Genomic DNA, 18,119 nt, shown 5'->3' with positions numbered 1-18,119 from the left:
AAAAATACTCTCTTAAAAAATTTCCACTTCGCAACGCACAGTGCTCCACTGAGCGTAGGCCGCGCCAGCGTTCAAGCAAGGTGGCAGCTTATAGTTGCCAAAATGTAGCCCGAAGCTAAACGAAGAAGGCAAATTCCGAAAAAATACGTGGCATCTATGAGGAAGGAACAGTAGGACAGATTTAATCTCTAAAACCGTTAACTTAGCGACATCCATTTAAGACGGGAATGAAGGAACAATTAACGATACAAAACACTTGTATCTTTGTATATCAAAAACAAGCCCGAACGAGTCAAGGAAGGAAAAAAACAAAAAGAGAGCTCAGCTTTTATTTCTTAAAAACGTTTTATCTTCGTAGAAACCTTACATTATGATTAGCACAACAGACAAACTCACTCAAATGCAATTAGAACTCCTTAAAAGCTTCCGTTACATCGCGGACGAAAAGCAACTAGGCGAAGTAAAGTCATTACTTAATTTTTATTTCCGTAGTAAATTAGATCAAGCTATTACACGCGAGGAATCAAACCGTAATTACACTGCTTCCATCTATCAGCAATGGCTTGACAAAGAGAATAAGTAAAAACCTTTATAGTGAAAATCGTTCTTGACACTAACAGTTTTATCAGTTGCATTGGCAAACTCTCCCCTTATAGGAACGTTTTTGATGCGTTTCTAAATCAGCGTTATACGCTTTGCGTTTCGACAGAGATACTTTTAGAATATGAGGAAAAGTTTGACCAATTTTGGGGAGCGGAGGTAACTCATAATCTTCTCGGGACAATTCTTACTGCCGAGAACACTTCTCTTTACGATATTTTTTATTTTTTCCATTTAGTACAAGGTGACGTGGACGACAATAAATTTGCCGACACTTATCTTTCATCTAATTCAGACATCTTGGTTTCAAACGACAGAAAGTTACTCGCGCTTAATCAAAACGAATTCCCACCTATGCGTGTAATGACTTTATAAGATTTCTCAAAGCAAGTTTCATCACCGGACTAACAGCCAACCAAATCCAACGCGGAAATAAACCTTCGTTATTGCTAAAGAATAATATTCACCAATCAAGGCGCACACTGCAACCCCTGCACCGTTATTTAACCGTTTTCCAAAGCCCCTACAAAAAATTAGTCCGAATCACCGACAATAAATAAGTTTGCGGAAGGAGTATGAATCTCACTGAAAACATAAAGCTGGCCTTGCGCGCCATACAGGCGAACAAATTGCGCACCGTACTCACGTTGTCAATTATTGTGTTTGGCATCATGGCTTTGATTGGTATTTTGACCGCTACCGAAGGGATTAAGGGGAAAATGCTGGCGAGCTTTTCGGAGATGGGCTCCAATACTTTTTCTATCTACAACACAGGGATTGTTCAGCGCCGTGGAGGCCCAAGAAGAAACCGCAAATCTGAAAACCCTCCTATCACTCTACAACAGGCGAATGACTTTAAAAAGAATTTTCACTTTCCGGCTACGGTCAGTGTGTGGGACGAGGCGAATAATATCGCTGTGGTGAAGCATGAATCGAAGAAGACCAACCCCAATGTGAAAGTTCAGGCGGTGGATGAAAATTATCTGAAGGTGTTAGGTCAGAATATCGCCGAAGGAAGAAACCTTTCTAAAACAGAAATAGAAAGCGGAACCGACGTGATTTTATTGGGGCGAGATGTCATTACTAAAATATTTGAGCCTTACGATACCGTGGTAGGAAGTCTGGTCAGTATTGGAAGTAAAAAATATAAAGTGGTCGGCATATTGGAATCGAAAGGTGCGAGCCAGGTGGCGACCGATAATCAGGTGATGGTGAGTGTACAAAATGCACGATGGAGTTTTCCCGACAATGCTACCTCCTATGAAATCAGTGTGATGACCAACAAGCCGGAAGATCTGGATTTGGCGATTGACGAAGCTACTGGTTTGCTGCGCTCGCTGCGGCGTTTACGACTGAATGACCAAAACGATTTTGACATTTCAAAAAGCGAGCGTTTGGCAGATCAGATTCTGGATCAGATGAAATATGTAGCCATTGCCACCGTGGTGATTGGCATTCTGACTTTAATAGGCGCCGGAATTGGTTTGATGAATATTATGTTGGTGAGTGTGAACGAAAGAACCCGCGAAATAGGAATCAGTAAAGCCTTGGGTGCCACCAAACGCACCATTAGGATTCAGTTTTTGACCGAAGCCATTTTGATTTGTCAAATCGGTGGAATTATTGGGATTATTTTCGGGATTGGAATGGGGAATATCGTCGGTGCCTTTCTTAAAACAGGATTTATCTTCCCTTATGTGTGGGTGATAGGCGGATGGGCATTTACTTTTATTGTTGGGCTGGCAGCCGGAATCTATCCAGCAATCAAAGCTGCAGAACTGGATCCGGTAGAGGCATTGAGGTATGAATAGTTAAGGCTTGAAATCGGGGTCGGCGGCGCGTTTTTTCTTCTTCAGTCGTTCGTATAAAAAAGAAACCGGGTTATAAAATTTAGGTTTGGGAATGTTGTTGGTGTATTTGGGTGGGGTCAAACCATACATACTCGCTCGTTGCATATCTTTGGCTTCGATGAAAGCCTTTTTAAATTCGTCCATGTCGCGATAAGGGTAGATAGTAACTTCCTTTAGTTTGATGAAGTCGTGAAGCAGTTCAATTTGCAGAATGTAATATTTGGTAGAGTCCACGTCTTCCATGTGCATGACCTTAGAAAGATAACCTGTGGAAGAGAATTTAAGCGTGTCAGTTTTTGAAACGTAGGTGGCAAAAACTCCGTCATTATCGCAAGTGGTTCCTTTGGAGGTACCGTTAATGCGAACGTTTGTCATAGCGATAGGTGCCTTGGTCTGCAGGTCCACTACCTTTCCTTTAATGAGAAATTTACCCTCGGTGAAGTCGTAGTTTAATTGGGAATAGCAGAGTACCGAGCAGAAAACACAGAAGGCAGAGAGCAGGAGCGGTCTGGTTTGGAAAAATAATTTACTCGGTTTGTGCAGCAACATGTCTTAGAAAGCGCAACGAAGATAACGCTGTTACCATAGTTTTGGTATAAAGCGGGAAACGGTTTTCTGATAATTTGTGTAGGCGGGGTATTTAGACGCTGAAATAGTTTCGCTGAAATCAGAACTGGATTGAAATAAAATCAATAATAGCAGACTACCAGTCATACTCCAGTTCATCCAAAACGCGCCTGCCGAAATCGTAAATAGATAAAATATTAGCCAGACCGCCTGTTCTGAAGCATAGTTAGGATGGCGCATTAAACTCCAGAGACCACTACTCACAAACCCATTTGCATATTCTCCATCCAGTTTTTCTCCCGACTTTAAACGCTTCTTTTTTTGCTGCTGAAAATCCCATTGCTGTTGGTCGGCCACAGTTTCTACCACAACAAAACCCACGAACAGAACTGCCACAAGCCAATCGAACCAGTTTAAAGGCTTGTCCTTTCCTACATAGGCCATCATAGCCGGAAGGGTGAAAAGCCAGATAAGTGTATTTTGATAAAGTGAAATAAAGAAGAGGTTAAATAAACGCCAGCGCCAAGTATGACCTTTGAACAAGTGGTTTTGGCGCAGCACTTCCCAACGATAGTCTTCTTCACCTTCCCAAAATCTCCACCGGTAGCCTCCATGACGAGAAAAGTTGTAGGTGAGTCGTAGCCCCCAAATAGTGACGCAGCAAGCCATGAGGATAATCCGATCATTCCAACCGGAGGCAAACGCAAAATACCAGACATAGACCATCGGAACGATACTCCATATTTTATCCACTTGGCTACAATTGCCCGTCCATTCGGCCAGAGCAAAGCAGGAAAAGGCCACTATCAGAGCGATGAGGGCAGAGGTTTGGAGCATAGTCCATTGTAAATCGCTGAGGCTTTGCGTATCGAGGGTGAAAGCGATGATCGGTAAAACGATCAGGGTGGTAATTAGAATAGCAGCGGTTCGAATCATAAAAGAATTGAACCTCGCGGTTCATTATTGTTATTAAAAATCATGATTAAAGCCATGAAGATTGCTCTTTAAGTTTAAACCTTTCATTCAAATTGAAACTGGGATTATCCCTTATCATTCAAGACAATGATAATCAGCGGTTCATTGTATTTTTATAAAAACTTAAAACTCCTGCCCGGATAGTAAGCGAGGGGGCCAAGTTCTTCTTCAATACGAATCAACTGATTGTATTTAGCGATGCGATCGGTCCGCGAAGCAGAACCGGTTTTGATTTGCCCACAGTTGAGCGCCACCGCCAAATCAGCGATGGTCGTATCTTCTGATTCGCCGCTGCGATGACTCATAACAGAGGTATATGAATTGCGGGTAGCGAGGTTGACGGCATTGATAGTTTCGGTGAGTGTACCGATTTGATTGACTTTAACCAAAATCGAATTGGCCACACCGGTATCAATACCTTTTTGCAAACGGTTAACGTTGGTGACAAACACATCATCACCAACCAGTTGAACTTTGTCGCCGAGTTTTTTGGTGAGCAGTTCCCAGCCTTTCCAATCGTCCTCTGCCATTCCGTCTTCGATAGAAAGTATCGGATACTTTTTGCACCATGAGGCCCAATAGTCCACCATCTCATCGCTCTTCATTTTTTTTCCCAGTGGATTTATGGAAGTGATAAACTTTTGTTTTTTCGTTGTAAAACCTCGGTTGCAGCAGCATCCATCGCAATGAATACGTCTTTGCCAGGTTTGTAGCCCGCAGCTTCAATAGCACTTAATACCGTTTCGATAGCTTCTTCATTGCTGCCAATTTCGGGTGCAAATCCACCTTCATCGCCCACATTGGTAGAATAGCCTTTCTTTTTCAAGACAGATTTGAGATGGTGAAATATTTCGACCCCCATGCGCAGTGCCTCACTAAATGAATCGGCACCAACAGGCATCACCATAAATTCCTGAAAATCAATTTTATTATCTGCATGTGCTCCACCATTCAGAATGTTCATCATTGGAATGGGAAGGGTATTGGCATTCACTCCGCCGATATAACGGTATAAAGGCATGCCCAATTCATCAGCAGCAGCACGGGCACAAGCCAATGAAACTGCGAGTATGGCATTAGCGCCCAATTTACTTTTGTTGGTGGTGCCATCTAACAGCATCATAATCTCGTCAATGGCATTTTGTTCAAAAACACCCATGCCCTGCAATTCATTGGAGATTTTATTATTGATGTTATCTACTGCTTTCAATACTCCTTTGCCCATGTATTTTTTCTTGTCACCATCGCGCAGTTCTACGGCTTCATGTTTGCCGGTAGAAGCACCGGATGGAACAATGGCTCTACCCAATGTTCCGCTAGAGGTATAAACATCTGCTTCAACGGTAGGGTTGCCTCTGGAATCGAGGACTTGGCGTGCGTGTATTTTTGCAATTTGGCTCATAATTGATTTTAAGATTTGATGATTACTAAAACTTTATTCCCATAAATTTTTTGGTGGAATCAGCGGCAGCTATTCCATTATGATACAAGGTTTTTTTATTATACAGATAGAAAATTTTGACGGGACCTGCCGTAGGACAACAGAATGAATCCGTATTTTTATAAGCTGGAAATTCTATAATGAGGGCAGTTTGATTATTTGCATAGCTCCCAATATAGATTGTATCTTTTCCTTTATAAAATCCCGGCATGCCGGCGAACATGTGATCTGATTTTATGGATGTTCCCTTTCCATCTTTATCAAACTCCCAAGCGATAATGCTTCCACGTTTGCTGCTATCAGCACTTTGGAGTGCTATATATATTTCCGGATTGTTGTCCTTATTTAAATCAGCAGTCAATACGTTTACTACTTTTCCTACGCGTGCGCCTCTCGCCACAGTATCCTTTTGATTATTAGACGATCTTCGGAGGATATAATAATTTCCCTTGGCTAAACTCCCTGAAGCCTGAATGTCATAAACCAAATTAGATGAAATGATTATGGACTTGGCGTATTCATAAGAACTCTCCATGCCCAATTGCATCGTTGTATCGCTTGCTATAGCCTTCAAATCCAAATTTCCTTCCGGTGTTTGATTTCCTTTTTGATTACAGGAGTTAAAAACAAAGAGAATGAAGAACAGAAGATGGAAAATGGAGAGCCTATAATGAAAGCGAATCATCATTTAGTTGGCGTTCATGTCTTCTATAAACTGGTCGAATAAATATCTGGAGTCATGAGGACCCGGAGAGCTTTCTGGATGATATTGAACACTGAATGCTTTCTTGCCTTTAATGCGAATACCTTCTACAGTATTGTCGTTCAAGTTCACGTGAGTTATCTCTACTTCTTTTGATTTTTCAATGGCTTCGCGCGAAACTTCAAAACCGTGATTCTGTGAAGTGATTTCGCTTCGATTGGTGATTAAATTCTTTACCGGATGGTTGATGCCCCGGTGACCGTGGTGCATTTTATAAGTTGGAATGCCATTTGCCAGCGCTAATAGCTGGTGACCAAGACAGATACCGAACAAAGGTTTGCCGACAGTTTGAATTTCTTTAACCGTAGTCACCGCATAAGACATTGCAGAAGGGTCGCCCGGGCCATTGGAAATAAAATAGCCATCCGGCTTAAACTTTTCCATCTCCTTGAATGATGTTTTCGCGGGATAAACTTGGGCATAAACTCCCCGTTCGGTCAGGCACCTCAGAATGTTCTCTTTGATGCCGCAATCCAGCACGGCTACTTTCAACTTCGATTCGGGGTTTCCGTAGAAATAAGGCTGTTTAGTGGAGACTTCGAGAACTAGGTCAAGCCCCTCCATATCCGGTGCTTGATCCAATTTCTTTTTCAGAACCTCAACGTCGGTTGTTTCCGAACTAATAATACAGTTCATCGCTCCTTTTTTGCGAACATGAATGGTTAAAGCACGGGTATCAATGTCGCTGATGCCTACCAGGTTATTTTTCTCAAAATAATCCTGAAGCGATTCCTCAGCCATTGTTCTTGAATATGCCTGCGCGGCAAAACGTTTGGTGATTAAACCGGAGATTTTTACACTTTTTGATTCCACCTCACTGGGTATCACACCATAGTTCCCAATATGGTCGCTCGTCATGATAATGATTTGACCATAATAAGAAGGATCAGTAAAAATCTCCTGATAGCCGGTCATGCCTGTATTGAAGCATATTTCGCCGGAGGTAGTTCCGATTTTACCAAGTGAATTACCTTTAAAAATAGTACCGTCCGCTAGAACAAGTATCGCAGGAATCGAATTGAAGGGCTTATACATCGAATAGATTATTCGGGCGGCAAATATAGCAGGTCTTGACTATGGTAGAGAGATTTATGGAAAAATGGATTACTTCGTAAAAAGAGTCTCCTAAATATCAAATGAATCATAGTACCGATAACTGGCGCCAAGACGCCCTCAAAAAAAAGAAAGAGCACAAGCGTCTGCTTGAAAAATCCCGCCGAACAAAAGGGGTTGAAAAATTGCTGCCACCACTGCATGAAGAGGCTTTCTCAAAAATTAATTGTCTGGATTGTGCCGGTTGCTGCAAAACCATATCTCCCCGATTTAAAACACCCGATATTGTGCGTATAGCCGATTTTCTCGGTATCAAGCAATCTAAGTTGATTGAAACATATCTCCGCTTGGATGAAGATGGAGACTATGTTGTGAAACAAAGCCCTTGTCCTTTTTTGGGAAGCGACAACTATTGCAGTATTTACGAAGCTCGCCCCGGCGACTGTCGCAAATACCCCTACACCGATTCAGGGGATTTTTTCAAATATCCTCAAACGACTCTTCAAAACACCACGACCTGTCCGGCGGTATATTATGTTTTGGAAAGATTGAAGCAGGTTTGTTAAAACAAAGATGGATAAGAATCTGAGATGCAACGATTGATAGGATTTCTGAAGAACGTCGTCACTTGGCTTAACAATAACAAATTAGCGTCCGCATATATCTTATCCTCTCCATACCTTATTATAAAGGCTTTTTCGAGAGGCGAATTTAATACCTACATCGGAGCAGCCGAGCAGTTAAGGCTTGGAAATTCCTGTTATCATGTGTGGCTGCATTACCAAGGTATCGGTAACTCTCAGTACGGATACAGCCCGTTATTTGCTACCCTTCTAATTCCATTTTCTTATTCACCAGTATGGGTACCGGCTTTGTTGTTTTTGCTGGCAGATGTCTGGATGTTATTTCATATCTTCAAGTTGCTATTGAATTGGCTTGATATATACGATGACTCTGTGCAGAAAAAGGTGGTCTTACTCACCATTGTATTCTCCTTGAGAATGATACTTCACAACTTCGAAATGGTACAAATGAATATTTTATTGTTGTGGGTGACTCTTCAGGGGCTTCAGTATCTATTTTTTGAAAATAAAATTTCCCGTGGGGCGTTTCTCTTAGCTCTGGGAATAAACTTCAAGATACTACCGTTAGTATTCATTCCATATCTTATTTTCAGAAAGCAGTTAACCGCGGTTCTGATAACGTTAATTTTCACTGGCATTACTTTTTTGCTTCCCGCTTTTGTATGGGGCTATTCTTTCAATTTCCAGCTTCATCAGGAATGGCTCAGTGTTATTAACCCTTTTCTGGATAAATATAACACAGGACAAAACGTGGAAAGTTACCGGATACATGGATTGGCTGCTTTGTTTTCCGCTTATTTTTCAAAAGCAGAATCAGGCTCGTTCCAGCTTTTACTATATCCTCTGAATTCTGAAATGTTGAGCCTTTTGACCAATGCCGTTAGACTCTTGTTGATTGTGTTGACATTGTTTTTTTTAAGACAGAGGCCGTTTAACCCCCAAAATTCCTCCAAGCATTTTTTTATTGAAGTTTCCTATCTGCTATTGATTACTCCGCTCATTTTTCCGCAACAAAATAAGTGGGCATTTGTTTATTCCATTCCAGCCTACCTCGTTATATTCTACGCTTTCCTTTCAAAAAGTTGGAAAGAGTATCCAGTAATTATGTTATCGTTAATTATTGTTTTTGCTTTAACGACACTGACAACAGATGGAATTATTGGAAAGCGGCTAAATTATTACACAGAGTCTCTAAAGTTGGTGACTATTGGTACGATACTCATCATTCCCATATTAATGTATTCCAAATTCAGACTTTTTGATAACGATTGAACGATTGAACTTTTCATACATTTGCCCGCAACAGAAAGAACTATGGCAGAAGCGATCAGATTAGGGCGGATAACCGACACAATGGAGGAAGGTTTTCTTGCGGAGTTAAGTGTAAAAGTGGGTGATAAGATTAAATCGGGCGATACGGTTGCTGAGATCGAAACCGATAAGGCCACCCTCCCCTTAGAATCATATTATAACGGGGTAATTCTTCACGTAGCAGCTAAAAAAGGTGATACGTTGAAGATTGGCGATTTGATTGCCGTCATTGGAAAAGAAGGAGAGGATTATTCAGCCTTGCTAAATGCACCGGCTGCACCAGCTCCTCAAGCAAATACAGAAGATAAGTCGGAAATCAGAAATCAGAAATCAGAAACTGCACAGCCTGCATCTCCTGTGTCGCAAACAGCTATCATCCCATCTGATTCCCGGGTGAAAGCATCTCCGCTTGCGCGTATGATTGCGAAAGAAAAAGGAATTGACCTCAGTCACGTGAAAGGTTCGGGTGAAGATGGCAGAATCGTAAAGCGCGATCTGGAAAGCAGTTCTTCAGTTTCTCAAAAAATATCAGTGCCTGCTTTCATCGGCAAGGAAGGTACTAAAGATGTTCGGGTCAGTCAGATGCGTAAGGCGATTGCCAAGCGTTTAGGGGAAAGCAAAAACGGTGCGCCGCATTTCTATCTCACAATGGATATGAATATGGATAATGCCGTAGCGCTTCGTTCCCAATTGAATAATGTACTGCCGTCCAAGATTTCCTTTAACGATATAGTTATTAAGTCCGTTGCCGCTGCTCTGCGTCAAAACCCTTCAGTGAATTGCTCTTGGTTAGGTGACACCATTCGTTATTATGACCACATTCACATTGGTATGGCGGTGGCAGTGGAAGATGGTCTGCTGGTACCGGTAATTAAATTTGCCGACGGCAAAACGGTTCAACAAATTTCTGTAGAGGCGAAATCATTGGCAGAAAAAGCGACAACCAAAAAGCTTCAACCCCAAGAAATGGAGGGCAACACCTTCACCATTTCTAATCTCGGCATGTTCGGCATTGAAGAATTTACTGCGATTATCAATCCGCCCGATGCTTGTATTCTAGCGGTAGGCGCGATTCGTCAGGAACCAACGGTAGTTAATGGAGCAATAAAAATTGGTAGCCGAATGAAGGTAACACTCAGTTGTGATCACCGCGCGGTGGACGGGGCTGTTGGCTCCAAGTTTTTGCAAACCCTAAAAAGTGTGATTGAAAATCCGGTAGCAATACTGTTATAGCTTCTTTACTCACCACCTTAGAAGGATATGAAAAATAAATATGCGGTCATTATTTTTCTGGTGGGCAGCATGCTGGCGGTAATTGGTGCGCTCTTCAAAATGATGCACTGGCCTTATGCTAACACCGCTTTACTTAGCGCCATGTCCTTACAAGTACTGGGAGGGTTTATATTTATTATCAAATTGTTTTTCACCGAAAAAGGCAAAGACTTTTTAAAATCTTAGCTTCAAATCACTATACCAAATCGTTGTCCATGAGATTTCTGCTCACTTCCTCGTTGATTTTTCTGTTGTCGTCCTTATGTTTTTCTCAATCAAACTATTGTATCCCCAACCGATTTGGCGAAGCAACCTATTTCGATACAAGTGAAATAGCAGTTCAACAAAATGTTGTTTATGGCAATGCCTACAACCAGTACACGAAGGTAAATGAAGATTTGAAGATGGATATTTATTATCCAAAAATGGAAGTAGATCTATTACCCAAACGGCCATTCATTCTTTACATACACGGCGGCGGATTCTTAGAAGGTGATAAAAACAGCGGAAATTACAAGTGTACTCAATGGGCTCAAAGAGGCTATGTTACGGCTAGCGTAAACTACCGTATGGGCTGGGCATGTGCTACGACTGCAGCCGCTGCCTTATGTTGGTGCAACGACGGTGCCGGCCTTAAGATAGCAGCCTATGAAGCGGTACAGGATGCCAGAGCTTCATTGCGCTTTCTCAATACACATGCAGCCGAATATGGTATTGACTCTGATTACTTTTTCATATCGGGAGAAAGCGCCGGTTCGATCACCGCATTGCTCACCGCATACATCAATCAAACAGAGGCAGATTCGTTTGACGTTGGGCTTCATTCAGTCTTAGGACCGATTGATTCATCCGGGAATGTCGATCCGCAAGGCTATCATTTACGCGGTATTATTAATAGTTGTGGTGCGCTCACTGATACCTCCATTATAGGTGCAGAGGAGGTCTTACCCACCATATCTTTTCATGATGAAAAGGATTGTTTAGTCCCTTATAAAAAGAATTTATTACTGAACTGTACCGGTACCTGCTATAGTTTCTTTGGGGCTATGGGATCAAGTTTGGTGCACCAAAAAACACAATCGCTGGGTGTATGTAGCAAGTTATATGAAGTAGCAGGCTCTGGTAGCCACTGCTCCTTTCCTCAAGATCAATTAGTGGAAAAATCAAGCTGCTTTCTGCGGGGTATTTTGTGTAATGACTGCCAGTCAGGATTTAGTATAAATCCATACGATACCGTCCCTTGTCAGCAAGATTTGGCAACGACTGTAACCGAAGTGTCATCCGAAACTGGAATCGCATCTTTAAATATTTATCCCAATCCCAGTCAGGGTGAAAGTGTCTTGCTTGTCTTCGAGCTGGAATGTTCGCAAAATATTTCAATCTCTTTCGTTGATATTTTAGGCCGGGAAGTGTGGCGTCGTAATAGCTTACTTGAAAAAGGAAGACATACCATACCGGTTGATGTTCATCATTTATCTTTCGGCGTCAATTACTGTGTGCTTCGCACAGCCTCCGGCTCTCGCTCTACCATTGTAGTTAGGAATTGACATTGTACAATGGTTATCTAATCTTGAGTTAAATAAATTTCGTTTCTCTCCTAAACGAATTACCTTTACAGATAGGTATAGTCCAACTTAAGATTAAACCAATGACTATGAAATATATCTTGATTCTTGTCGCTCTTTTTTCTTCTCTCATTCCAGCACAAGCCGCCGCGGAGTCAGACTCATCTCAAATAGAATTAGTACAGGTTTATCCAGAGCCGTTTCACGAAATCCTGACTTTTGAGTTTAAGGTTTATGATGACCAGATACATCCGGTGAAAATTAAAATTATGAATACCCTTGATGAACTCGTTTTCTTCCAATCGGTTCTGATATATAAGAATCATGAAAAGATTACGGTCAATACCGAAGATTTTTTTGATATCGGCTTGTATTCTATCAAATTAGATTTGGGCAGAAAATACGAAGTCATTAAAAAATATAAACGGTACTAAAATTAAGAAATCAGATTCCAAATGCGCCTAAATCACGACCAACTCAAGCAAGCCGGATTCCTTTTAGTTCTTTCGGCATTGGCCATTCTCCTCTTCTGGTTTTTGAATATTTTTCTCCCCGCCTTTCTGGGAGCCATTGTTTTCTATATCCTACTCCGGCGGCCGTTTTTTTATCTTAACCGGAAGATAAAATGGAAGTGGAATATTTATCTCAATAGCACCTTGTTGATTTTGCTTTCGTTTCTCGTACTCGTTCTTCCGGTACTTCTGGTATCCCTCATGTTGTCCGACAGGGTGGGCTACATTATCCATCATTACGAAGAGATACTTCAACTGATAGTATCGTGGGCGAATCAGGCTCAGCAATATTGGGGAATGAATTTACTTTCTGGAGAAACTGTAGCGAAACTTAGCGAAATCGCGGCGAAGGCATTGCCAGGGCTAGTATCAGCCACTGCAGGTGCTATGGCAGATATTTTTATTTTATATTTTCTTCTGTATTTCATGCTCATCAACGCGGAAAAATTTGAGCGTATAGTGCGAGACAACTTGCCCTTTAAGGATGGCAACGATCAACTATTATTGACGGAATTGAAAAGCCAAACTTTGTCCAACACCATTGGCATACCTATTCTGGCTACACTACAGGCTTTCACTGCTTGGATAGGTTATTGGGTCATTGGGTTGCCGGAACCATTCTTCTGGGGAATTATCACCGGACTGATGAGCGTACTGCCTTTAGTTGGCACCGCAGTTGTATGGATACCACTCACTATCTTTCTATACGCCTCCGGACACCCCGTACAGGGCATCGCGATAGGCTTGTATGGAGCGATTGTGATCACCAATATTGACAATGTGTTTCGATTCGTAGTACAGAAAAAGTTGGGAGATGTCCATCCGCTCATTACTTTTTTTGGAGTCCTCTTTGGATTACAAGTGTTCGGACTGGTTGGTATTATATTCGGCCCCCTGCTGATTTCGTATTTTATCCTGCTTCTGAAAATTTACAGAAAAGAATATTTGGAATAACTCCACCGTATTCCAAATCGGAACTATCTATACTTTATGGCAATCCTTTCATCCAAATTCCTACGCTTCGCTATCGGATTGCCCATTTTACTGATTAGCTCGGCACAGCCGATAATGGCACAAGCCGGTACATTAAAAGGCCATATCGCTGAGGCCGGAAGTGATATACCTGTCGAATTTGCAAATGTGATATTAGAAGGGACCACTACCGGCGCTATCTCTGATGAAAGGGGAATTTTGAAATGAAGGATATTGTCCCCGGTATATACAATATTCGGATAAGCAGTATTGGTTTTATTACAAAGACCATATTTGAAATTGAAGTCACCCGCGCCAAACCATCCGTAATTGTTGTAGAACTGGAGCCTACAGCAAAAGAATTGAATGAGGTCGTTGTTAAAGCAGCCCCATTTTCTAAACAGGCTGAAAGCCCAATATCAGTTCGCACAATTAGCTCTAATGAAATTCAGCGAGCTCCTGGAGGGAACCGGGATATTTCCCGTGTAATCCAATCCTTGCCGGGTGTTGGCTATACGGCCTCTTTCCGGAATGATATACTAGTACGAGGAGGCTCCCCTCAGAAAACCGATTTTACATAGATGGCATTGAAATTCCAAACATCAATCACTTCGCCACGCAAGGTGCCAGCGGCGGACCAGTCGGGCTCATCAATGTAGATTTTATTCGTGAAGTGAATTTTTATTCTGGTGCATTTCCAGCCTCAAGAGGCAACGCCTTGAGTTCAATATTGGATATCCGGATGCGTGAAGGACGGACGACCGGTTTGGTTTCAACTTGACGATGGGATCCAGTGAGTTTGCACTTTCGGTGGAGGGACCTATTAAAAAAGTGAAACAACAGACCGGAGAGAACCAGAATAAACATAAAGGAGTGGAATCTGCCACCATGCTAGCCTCTGTACGATATTCTTATCTGCAAGGTTTGTTCAAATTGTTGAAGTTGCCGTTTTTACCATCCTATCTGGATGCTCAATACAAAATCAAAATCAAGTTTAACCAACAAAATGAATTAATCCTGCTTGGATTGGGTGCTGATGATCGTTTCAAACTGAATCTGTCTGCCAACAAAAGTCAGGAGCAACGATATCTGCTCAATATTCTTCCGGAGCAAAGTCAATGGAATTATTCCGTCGGAGCTAAATACACTCATTACTTCAAGGAATCTTATCTCAATTTAATTCTGAGTCGAAACATGCTCGGCAACCATGCCTATAAATATGAAAACAATAACCCAGATAATCCCAAACGATTTGACTACAACTCTACCGAAGCAGAAAATAAATTTCGGCTTGAAGTAAGCGGAAGAAAAGGAGCGTGGAAATATAACTACGGATTAAGTTATGAATATGCCCGATATACCAACCAGACTACTCAGGAGATCTCATACCCCGGTTCGATTGATTTAGTGACGATTGATTACAACTCACATTTGCTGCTTCATAAATGGGGCTTATTCGCTCAAGTGAGCCGCGGCTTTTTTCGCGATCGACTTGAACTTTCAGCAGGATTGCGAACAGATAATTGCAGCTATAATTCGGTCATGGCCTTCGCTATCCAGGATCAGCTCTCTCCTCGTTTTTCTGCATCCTTCTCTATCCTGCCGGGGTGGCTGGTGAATTTTAATACCGGTTATTATCATCAACTACCTCCATACACCGGGCTTGGGTTTCGGAATAATACCGGTAGTCTTGTCAATAAAAACCGCCTGACCTATATCCATAACGTACATGTAGTTTTAGGAACTGAATATCAAACCAAATGGAACAGTCGCTTTTCGGTTGAGGGCTTTTACAAGCAATACTTCAACTATCCCTTCCAACTGCGCGATTCAGTTTCACTGGCTAACTTAGGTGGAGATTTTGGCGTTATAGGCAACACTGACCTTATTTCAAATAGTGATGGGAGAAGTTATGGAGTCGAACTTCTTTATGAACAGAAATTGTTCAAGGGCTTTTATGGCATTGTAGCTTATACTCTATTCTGGAGTCAGTTCAAAGACCGCCATGGCGCATTTCTTCCTTCTTCATGGGATTCGCGGCAGGTAATCTCTTTGACGGGTGGCAAGAAGTTCAAATACCATTGGGAGGTAGGCGCCCGATGGCGCATCAGTGGCGGCCAGCCCTATACCCCTTATGATATTGAGCGAAGTTCCATTGTGCAGATTTGGAACTTCTATGGTTCCGGTTTACCGAATTATGACCAACTGAATTCAAAGCGCAACCCATGGTTCCACCAGTTAGATATTCGCATCACTAAAAAATGGTTTTTCAAAAAATGGAGTTTAGAACTTTATCTTGATGTACAGAATGTATATGCCTTCAAATCATCGCAGGCACCCTATCTTGATTTAGTGTATGATAAAAATAATCAACCCCTGTTTGTAAGTGGAAGCGTGCCGCCTCGCTATCAAACGGAACTGATAAAGAATCGGAACGGGCAACCCATTCCTACGCTGGGTTTTGTGATTTCCTACTAGTCGCTATAAATACCTATTCTATACTTAAAGCCCCTAGTCGCCTACCGTCCCTTTGGGTGGAGGCTCTGTTCAAAATTATTCTAACCCTTATTGTCAATCGTCATGGCTAAAACCATATAGTCACAGCCGGATTCTCACCACGATGAATCATGAAGTTATTACTCCGCAAATCATGGCAAAGCCGTGGTGCAAAAGCAGCACTTGACCGACATAACAGAATAATTACTGGTTTGAATGGAGCTATTTTCGCCCTTATGGAAATAAGCTTGTTCGGTTTGATTCGGTATTCCCCCAAATTACATATTTCACATGCACAGACAATAGAGATGGCGGTGGGACAAATGCAGCCATAACCATATCAAGATAAAAAGGATTAAAAAATCATCTTTGCAAAATAAACCAACCATAACATGAATAAAATCTACTTTCTTTCCGTCTGGATATTTTTTCTTGTGTTTCTTTCTCCACGACAAGCACAAGCTCAGGAGTTTAATTTCAAAACCACGACTTATTACCATCGTATCGGTCCTGACTCATTGGTATCTACAGGATTAACTTTGGCTTCCTTTAATTATAGCACCGCCAGTCGAACCAACGATTCGTTATTTACCGACGGAATATATTTCCCTGCAAGCGATTGCTTTGGGCGAAATCTCTGGATTCGGGTTCGTCATATTGCCGAAGACCCTAACGGCAAAACGGTCGGAATTAACGTTTCAGCCACTGCTTCATATCCATGTATGGCAGATATTATGATTGGTGGCTGGGCAGGATTTCTTTATGATTTTGAAATATATCGCGATATAAATTTAACTGCCACGCGTGGCTACAACCTTGGAGCATTATATCCCACCAGCATTACGGTAGCTAGTTTAGAAACATTGAGTGGCAGTTGCGGTAGTTCTGAGTGGCTGAGTTTTGAAATAGTAAATTCCAATTCAACCGGTTGGAGTTTAAACTCCACTAAATTCACCGGTATCAATCCGAACAGCAAACCGGCTTTTAGCGACACTATGAAGGTTTATACCACAGGGGGCTGTTACCCTCCTGATGGATTTACCTACTCTTTCCCCGAAGGGTCCGATTCCGTTTATTCTATTAACGGTAATAGTGTTGGGTATTCTGAATATAAAATGAGTGCAGGAAGTGTGTCGCATTTCCACTATGGATATGAATATAGTGGCGGATCCGGGGGCTATCAGGGCATGAGCATGGCATTTGGCTCACCTCCTACTTATACACTTACAGCTAATGACGTAACCTGCGGCCACGGCAATGACGGAGCAATTCAAGTATCTATCAGCGGCGGTATCGGTCCGTTTACTTATGAATGGGATAATAGCGGAGTTGCCGGCAACTCTATCACCGGTCTATCATCCGGGCAATACAAACTAACCGTTACCGATCAGAACGGCTGCGGACAAATAGCCGACACCACTATTTCCATCCATGAACCGTCCGGCTTAACGGTAGTGCTGGATTCATTTGAAACAGATCAAATAAACTGTGGCAACAGCCATGATGGCTTCATCAACCTTTTTGTCAATGGAGTTGCTCCGATTCTTTACGAGTGGAACACTGGAGATACAACTGCGCAGTTGGCTAACTTGACCGTAGGAGTATATGCAGTTACCATATCCGATCAAAATTCATGTTTGCTTTTTATAGAGACCATGAAGGCTCTCCTAACAATAGATACAACGGTAAGCCTAACTGGCAATACCATTATAGCGAATCAACAACTCGCTACCTATCAATGGCTAAATTGTCCGGGCAGCTCAACTATTACAGATAGCACCGAACGAACTTTCAGCCCTTCTGCCGATGGTAGCTACCAGGTAGCTATCAGTAAGGATGGCTGTTTTGACACTTCAGCTTGTATCAGTTTTATCAAAAGCGGGATTTTGGAAAAATATGAATCCAATGTTTCCGTTTATCCGAATCCAACCACCGGGCACGTGTCGGTTAGATTGCAGAAGTCTTATTCTGAAATTGAAGTACAGATTCGCGACATGAGTGGCAGATTAGTTTCAAGCCAAAAAGCAAGTAATAACAAGGAAATCAATTTGTTCCTTGGATGCGCTCCCGGCATCTATCTTATATACATAGATACCAACGAAGGGCGAATGGTGCGAAAGGTGGTGAAAGAATAATGTACTGATTAATTGTGGTTAAA

19 protein-coding genes and 1 pseudogene are annotated in these 18,119 nt (G+C 42.0%); 15 read left to right on the top strand and 5 right to left on the bottom strand.

Annotated elements, in window-relative coordinates; genetic code table 11:
- Positions 1–370: 370 nt before the first annotated feature.
- From IPP77_13125 to IPP77_13115, 3 genes are all read left to right on the top strand, one after another.
- The gene (locus IPP77_13125; protein ID MBL0310571.1) at positions 371–583 is read left to right on the top strand and encodes a hypothetical protein; all 213 of its coding nucleotides are present in this window, start codon (positions 371–373) and stop codon (positions 581–583) included.
- Positions 584–594: 11 nt separating this feature from the next.
- Positions 595–975 carry a putative toxin-antitoxin system toxin component, PIN family gene (locus IPP77_13120; protein ID MBL0310570.1) on the top strand — a complete coding sequence of 127 codons (381 nt, stop codon included), beginning with the start codon at positions 595–597 and terminating at the stop codon, positions 973–975.
- A gap of 200 nt (positions 976–1,175) precedes the next feature.
- Positions 1,176–2,411: an ABC transporter permease gene (locus IPP77_13115; protein MBL0310569.1), complete on the top strand. Its 1,236-nt coding sequence runs from the start codon at positions 1,176–1,178 to the stop codon at positions 2,409–2,411.
- Here the strand turns inward: IPP77_13115 and IPP77_13110 are convergent, their stop codons facing one another.
- The 5 genes and pseudogenes from IPP77_13110 to carA form a co-directional block, all read right to left on the bottom strand.
- Positions 2,412–2,999 (bottom strand): carboxypeptidase-like regulatory domain-containing protein, encoded by a 588-nt coding sequence (locus IPP77_13110; GenBank protein ID MBL0310568.1) that lies wholly within the window; start codon positions 2,997–2,999, stop codon positions 2,412–2,414.
- A 30-nt stretch (positions 3,000–3,029) separates the two neighbouring features.
- A complete protein-coding gene (locus tag IPP77_13105; protein MBL0310567.1) occupies positions 3,030–3,953 on the bottom strand; it encodes a DUF1295 domain-containing protein in 924 nt (307 codons plus the stop codon).
- Between the two features lie 152 nt (positions 3,954–4,105).
- Positions 4,106–5,394 (bottom strand): annotated as a pseudogene (eno, locus tag IPP77_13100) (phosphopyruvate hydratase).
- Between the two features lie 25 nt (positions 5,395–5,419).
- A complete protein-coding gene (locus tag IPP77_13095) occupies positions 5,420–6,121 on the bottom strand; it encodes a hypothetical protein (GenBank protein ID MBL0310566.1) in 702 nt (233 codons plus the stop codon).
- Positions 6,122–7,231 carry a glutamine-hydrolyzing carbamoyl-phosphate synthase small subunit gene (carA, locus tag IPP77_13090; protein MBL0310565.1) on the bottom strand — a complete coding sequence of 370 codons (1,110 nt, stop codon included), beginning with the start codon at positions 7,229–7,231 and terminating at the stop codon, positions 6,122–6,124.
- 101 nt (positions 7,232–7,332) lie between these two features.
- Between carA and IPP77_13085 the strand changes: the two genes are divergently transcribed.
- From IPP77_13085 to IPP77_13030, 12 genes are all read left to right on the top strand, one after another.
- The gene (locus tag IPP77_13085; GenBank protein MBL0310564.1) at positions 7,333–7,815 is read left to right on the top strand and encodes a YkgJ family cysteine cluster protein; all 483 of its coding nucleotides are present in this window, start codon (positions 7,333–7,335) and stop codon (positions 7,813–7,815) included.
- Between the two features lie 24 nt (positions 7,816–7,839).
- Positions 7,840–9,105 (top strand): DUF2029 domain-containing protein, encoded by a 1,266-nt coding sequence (locus IPP77_13080; protein MBL0310563.1) that lies wholly within the window; start codon positions 7,840–7,842, stop codon positions 9,103–9,105.
- 42 nt (positions 9,106–9,147) lie between these two features.
- Positions 9,148–10,377 (top strand): 2-oxo acid dehydrogenase subunit E2, encoded by a 1,230-nt coding sequence (locus IPP77_13075; GenBank protein MBL0310562.1) that lies wholly within the window; start codon positions 9,148–9,150, stop codon positions 10,375–10,377.
- A gap of 27 nt (positions 10,378–10,404) precedes the next feature.
- Positions 10,405–10,602, top strand: a complete 198-nt coding sequence (locus IPP77_13070; protein ID MBL0310561.1) for a gliding motility protein GldL — start codon at positions 10,405–10,407, stop codon at positions 10,600–10,602.
- Positions 10,603–10,631: 29 nt separating this feature from the next.
- Positions 10,632–11,963 (top strand): carboxylesterase family protein, encoded by a 1,332-nt coding sequence (locus tag IPP77_13065; GenBank protein ID MBL0310560.1) that lies wholly within the window; start codon positions 10,632–10,634, stop codon positions 11,961–11,963.
- 107 nt (positions 11,964–12,070) lie between these two features.
- Entirely contained in the window at positions 12,071–12,415 is a 345-nt protein-coding gene (locus IPP77_13060) for a hypothetical protein (protein ID MBL0310559.1), read from the top strand.
- 21 nt (positions 12,416–12,436) lie between these two features.
- Complete coding sequence (locus IPP77_13055) at positions 12,437–13,447, top strand: AI-2E family transporter (GenBank protein MBL0310558.1); 1,011 nt, start codon at positions 12,437–12,439, stop codon at positions 13,445–13,447.
- Positions 13,448–13,483: 36 nt separating this feature from the next.
- Positions 13,484–13,693, top strand: a complete 210-nt coding sequence (locus IPP77_13050; protein MBL0310557.1) for a hypothetical protein — start codon at positions 13,484–13,486, stop codon at positions 13,691–13,693.
- Positions 13,690–14,046, top strand: coding sequence for a hypothetical protein (locus IPP77_13045; GenBank protein MBL0310556.1), 357 nt, complete (start codon positions 13,690–13,692; stop codon positions 14,044–14,046). Before IPP77_13050 ends, IPP77_13045 begins: the two co-directional genes overlap by 4 nt.
- Positions 14,047–14,248: 202 nt before the next feature.
- Positions 14,249–15,943, top strand: coding sequence for a TonB-dependent receptor (locus IPP77_13040; protein MBL0310555.1), 1,695 nt, complete (start codon positions 14,249–14,251; stop codon positions 15,941–15,943).
- 149 nt (positions 15,944–16,092) lie between these two features.
- Positions 16,093–16,296: a hypothetical protein gene (locus IPP77_13035; GenBank protein ID MBL0310554.1), complete on the top strand. Its 204-nt coding sequence runs from the start codon at positions 16,093–16,095 to the stop codon at positions 16,294–16,296.
- Positions 16,297–16,353: 57 nt separating this feature from the next.
- Positions 16,354–18,096 (top strand): T9SS type A sorting domain-containing protein, encoded by a 1,743-nt coding sequence (locus IPP77_13030; GenBank protein MBL0310553.1) that lies wholly within the window; start codon positions 16,354–16,356, stop codon positions 18,094–18,096.
- The last annotated feature ends 23 nt before the right edge of the window (positions 18,097–18,119 follow it).

This window comes from Bacteroidota bacterium (genome assembly GCA_016722375.1).
Classification (GTDB): domain Bacteria; phylum Bacteroidota; class Bacteroidia; order Chitinophagales; family LD1; genus Bog-950.
The sequence above is the reverse complement of the archived record's forward strand: the minus strand, read 5'-3'. Positions and strand labels throughout refer to the sequence as shown.

What these genes read in the sequence shown, in the direction of transcription:
- IPP77_13125 (MBL0310571.1), top strand. Translation starts at nt 371, where the DNA reads ATGATTAGCACAACAGACAAACTCACTCAAATGCAATTAGAACTCCTT.
- IPP77_13115 (MBL0310569.1), top strand. Translation starts at nt 1,176, where the DNA reads ATGAATCTCACTGAAAACATAAAGCTGGCCTTGCGCGCCATACAGGCG.
- IPP77_13110 (MBL0310568.1), bottom strand. Translation starts at nt 2,999, where the DNA reads ATGTTGCTGCACAAACCGAGTAAATTATTTTTCCAAACCAGACCGCTC.
- IPP77_13105 (MBL0310567.1), bottom strand. Translation starts at nt 3,953, where the DNA reads ATGATTCGAACCGCTGCTATTCTAATTACCACCCTGATCGTTTTACCG.
- IPP77_13095 (MBL0310566.1), bottom strand. Translation starts at nt 6,121, where the DNA reads ATGATGATTCGCTTTCATTATAGGCTCTCCATTTTCCATCTTCTGTTC.
- carA (MBL0310565.1), bottom strand. Translation starts at nt 7,231, where the DNA reads ATGTATAAGCCCTTCAATTCGATTCCTGCGATACTTGTTCTAGCGGAC.
- IPP77_13085 (MBL0310564.1), top strand. Translation starts at nt 7,333, where the DNA reads ATGAATCATAGTACCGATAACTGGCGCCAAGACGCCCTCAAAAAAAAG.
- IPP77_13080 (MBL0310563.1), top strand. Translation starts at nt 7,840, where the DNA reads ATGCAACGATTGATAGGATTTCTGAAGAACGTCGTCACTTGGCTTAAC.
- IPP77_13075 (MBL0310562.1), top strand. Translation starts at nt 9,148, where the DNA reads ATGGCAGAAGCGATCAGATTAGGGCGGATAACCGACACAATGGAGGAA.
- IPP77_13070 (MBL0310561.1), top strand. Translation starts at nt 10,405, where the DNA reads ATGAAAAATAAATATGCGGTCATTATTTTTCTGGTGGGCAGCATGCTG.
- IPP77_13065 (MBL0310560.1), top strand. Translation starts at nt 10,632, where the DNA reads ATGAGATTTCTGCTCACTTCCTCGTTGATTTTTCTGTTGTCGTCCTTA.
- IPP77_13060 (MBL0310559.1), top strand. Translation starts at nt 12,071, where the DNA reads ATGAAATATATCTTGATTCTTGTCGCTCTTTTTTCTTCTCTCATTCCA.
- IPP77_13055 (MBL0310558.1), top strand. Translation starts at nt 12,437, where the DNA reads ATGCGCCTAAATCACGACCAACTCAAGCAAGCCGGATTCCTTTTAGTT.
- IPP77_13050 (MBL0310557.1), top strand. Translation starts at nt 13,484, where the DNA reads ATGGCAATCCTTTCATCCAAATTCCTACGCTTCGCTATCGGATTGCCC.
- IPP77_13045 (MBL0310556.1), top strand. Translation starts at nt 13,690, where the DNA reads ATGAAGGATATTGTCCCCGGTATATACAATATTCGGATAAGCAGTATT.
- IPP77_13040 (MBL0310555.1), top strand. Translation starts at nt 14,249, where the DNA reads ATGGGATCCAGTGAGTTTGCACTTTCGGTGGAGGGACCTATTAAAAAA.
- IPP77_13035 (MBL0310554.1), top strand. Translation starts at nt 16,093, where the DNA reads ATGAAGTTATTACTCCGCAAATCATGGCAAAGCCGTGGTGCAAAAGCA.
- IPP77_13030 (MBL0310553.1), top strand. Translation starts at nt 16,354, where the DNA reads ATGAATAAAATCTACTTTCTTTCCGTCTGGATATTTTTTCTTGTGTTT.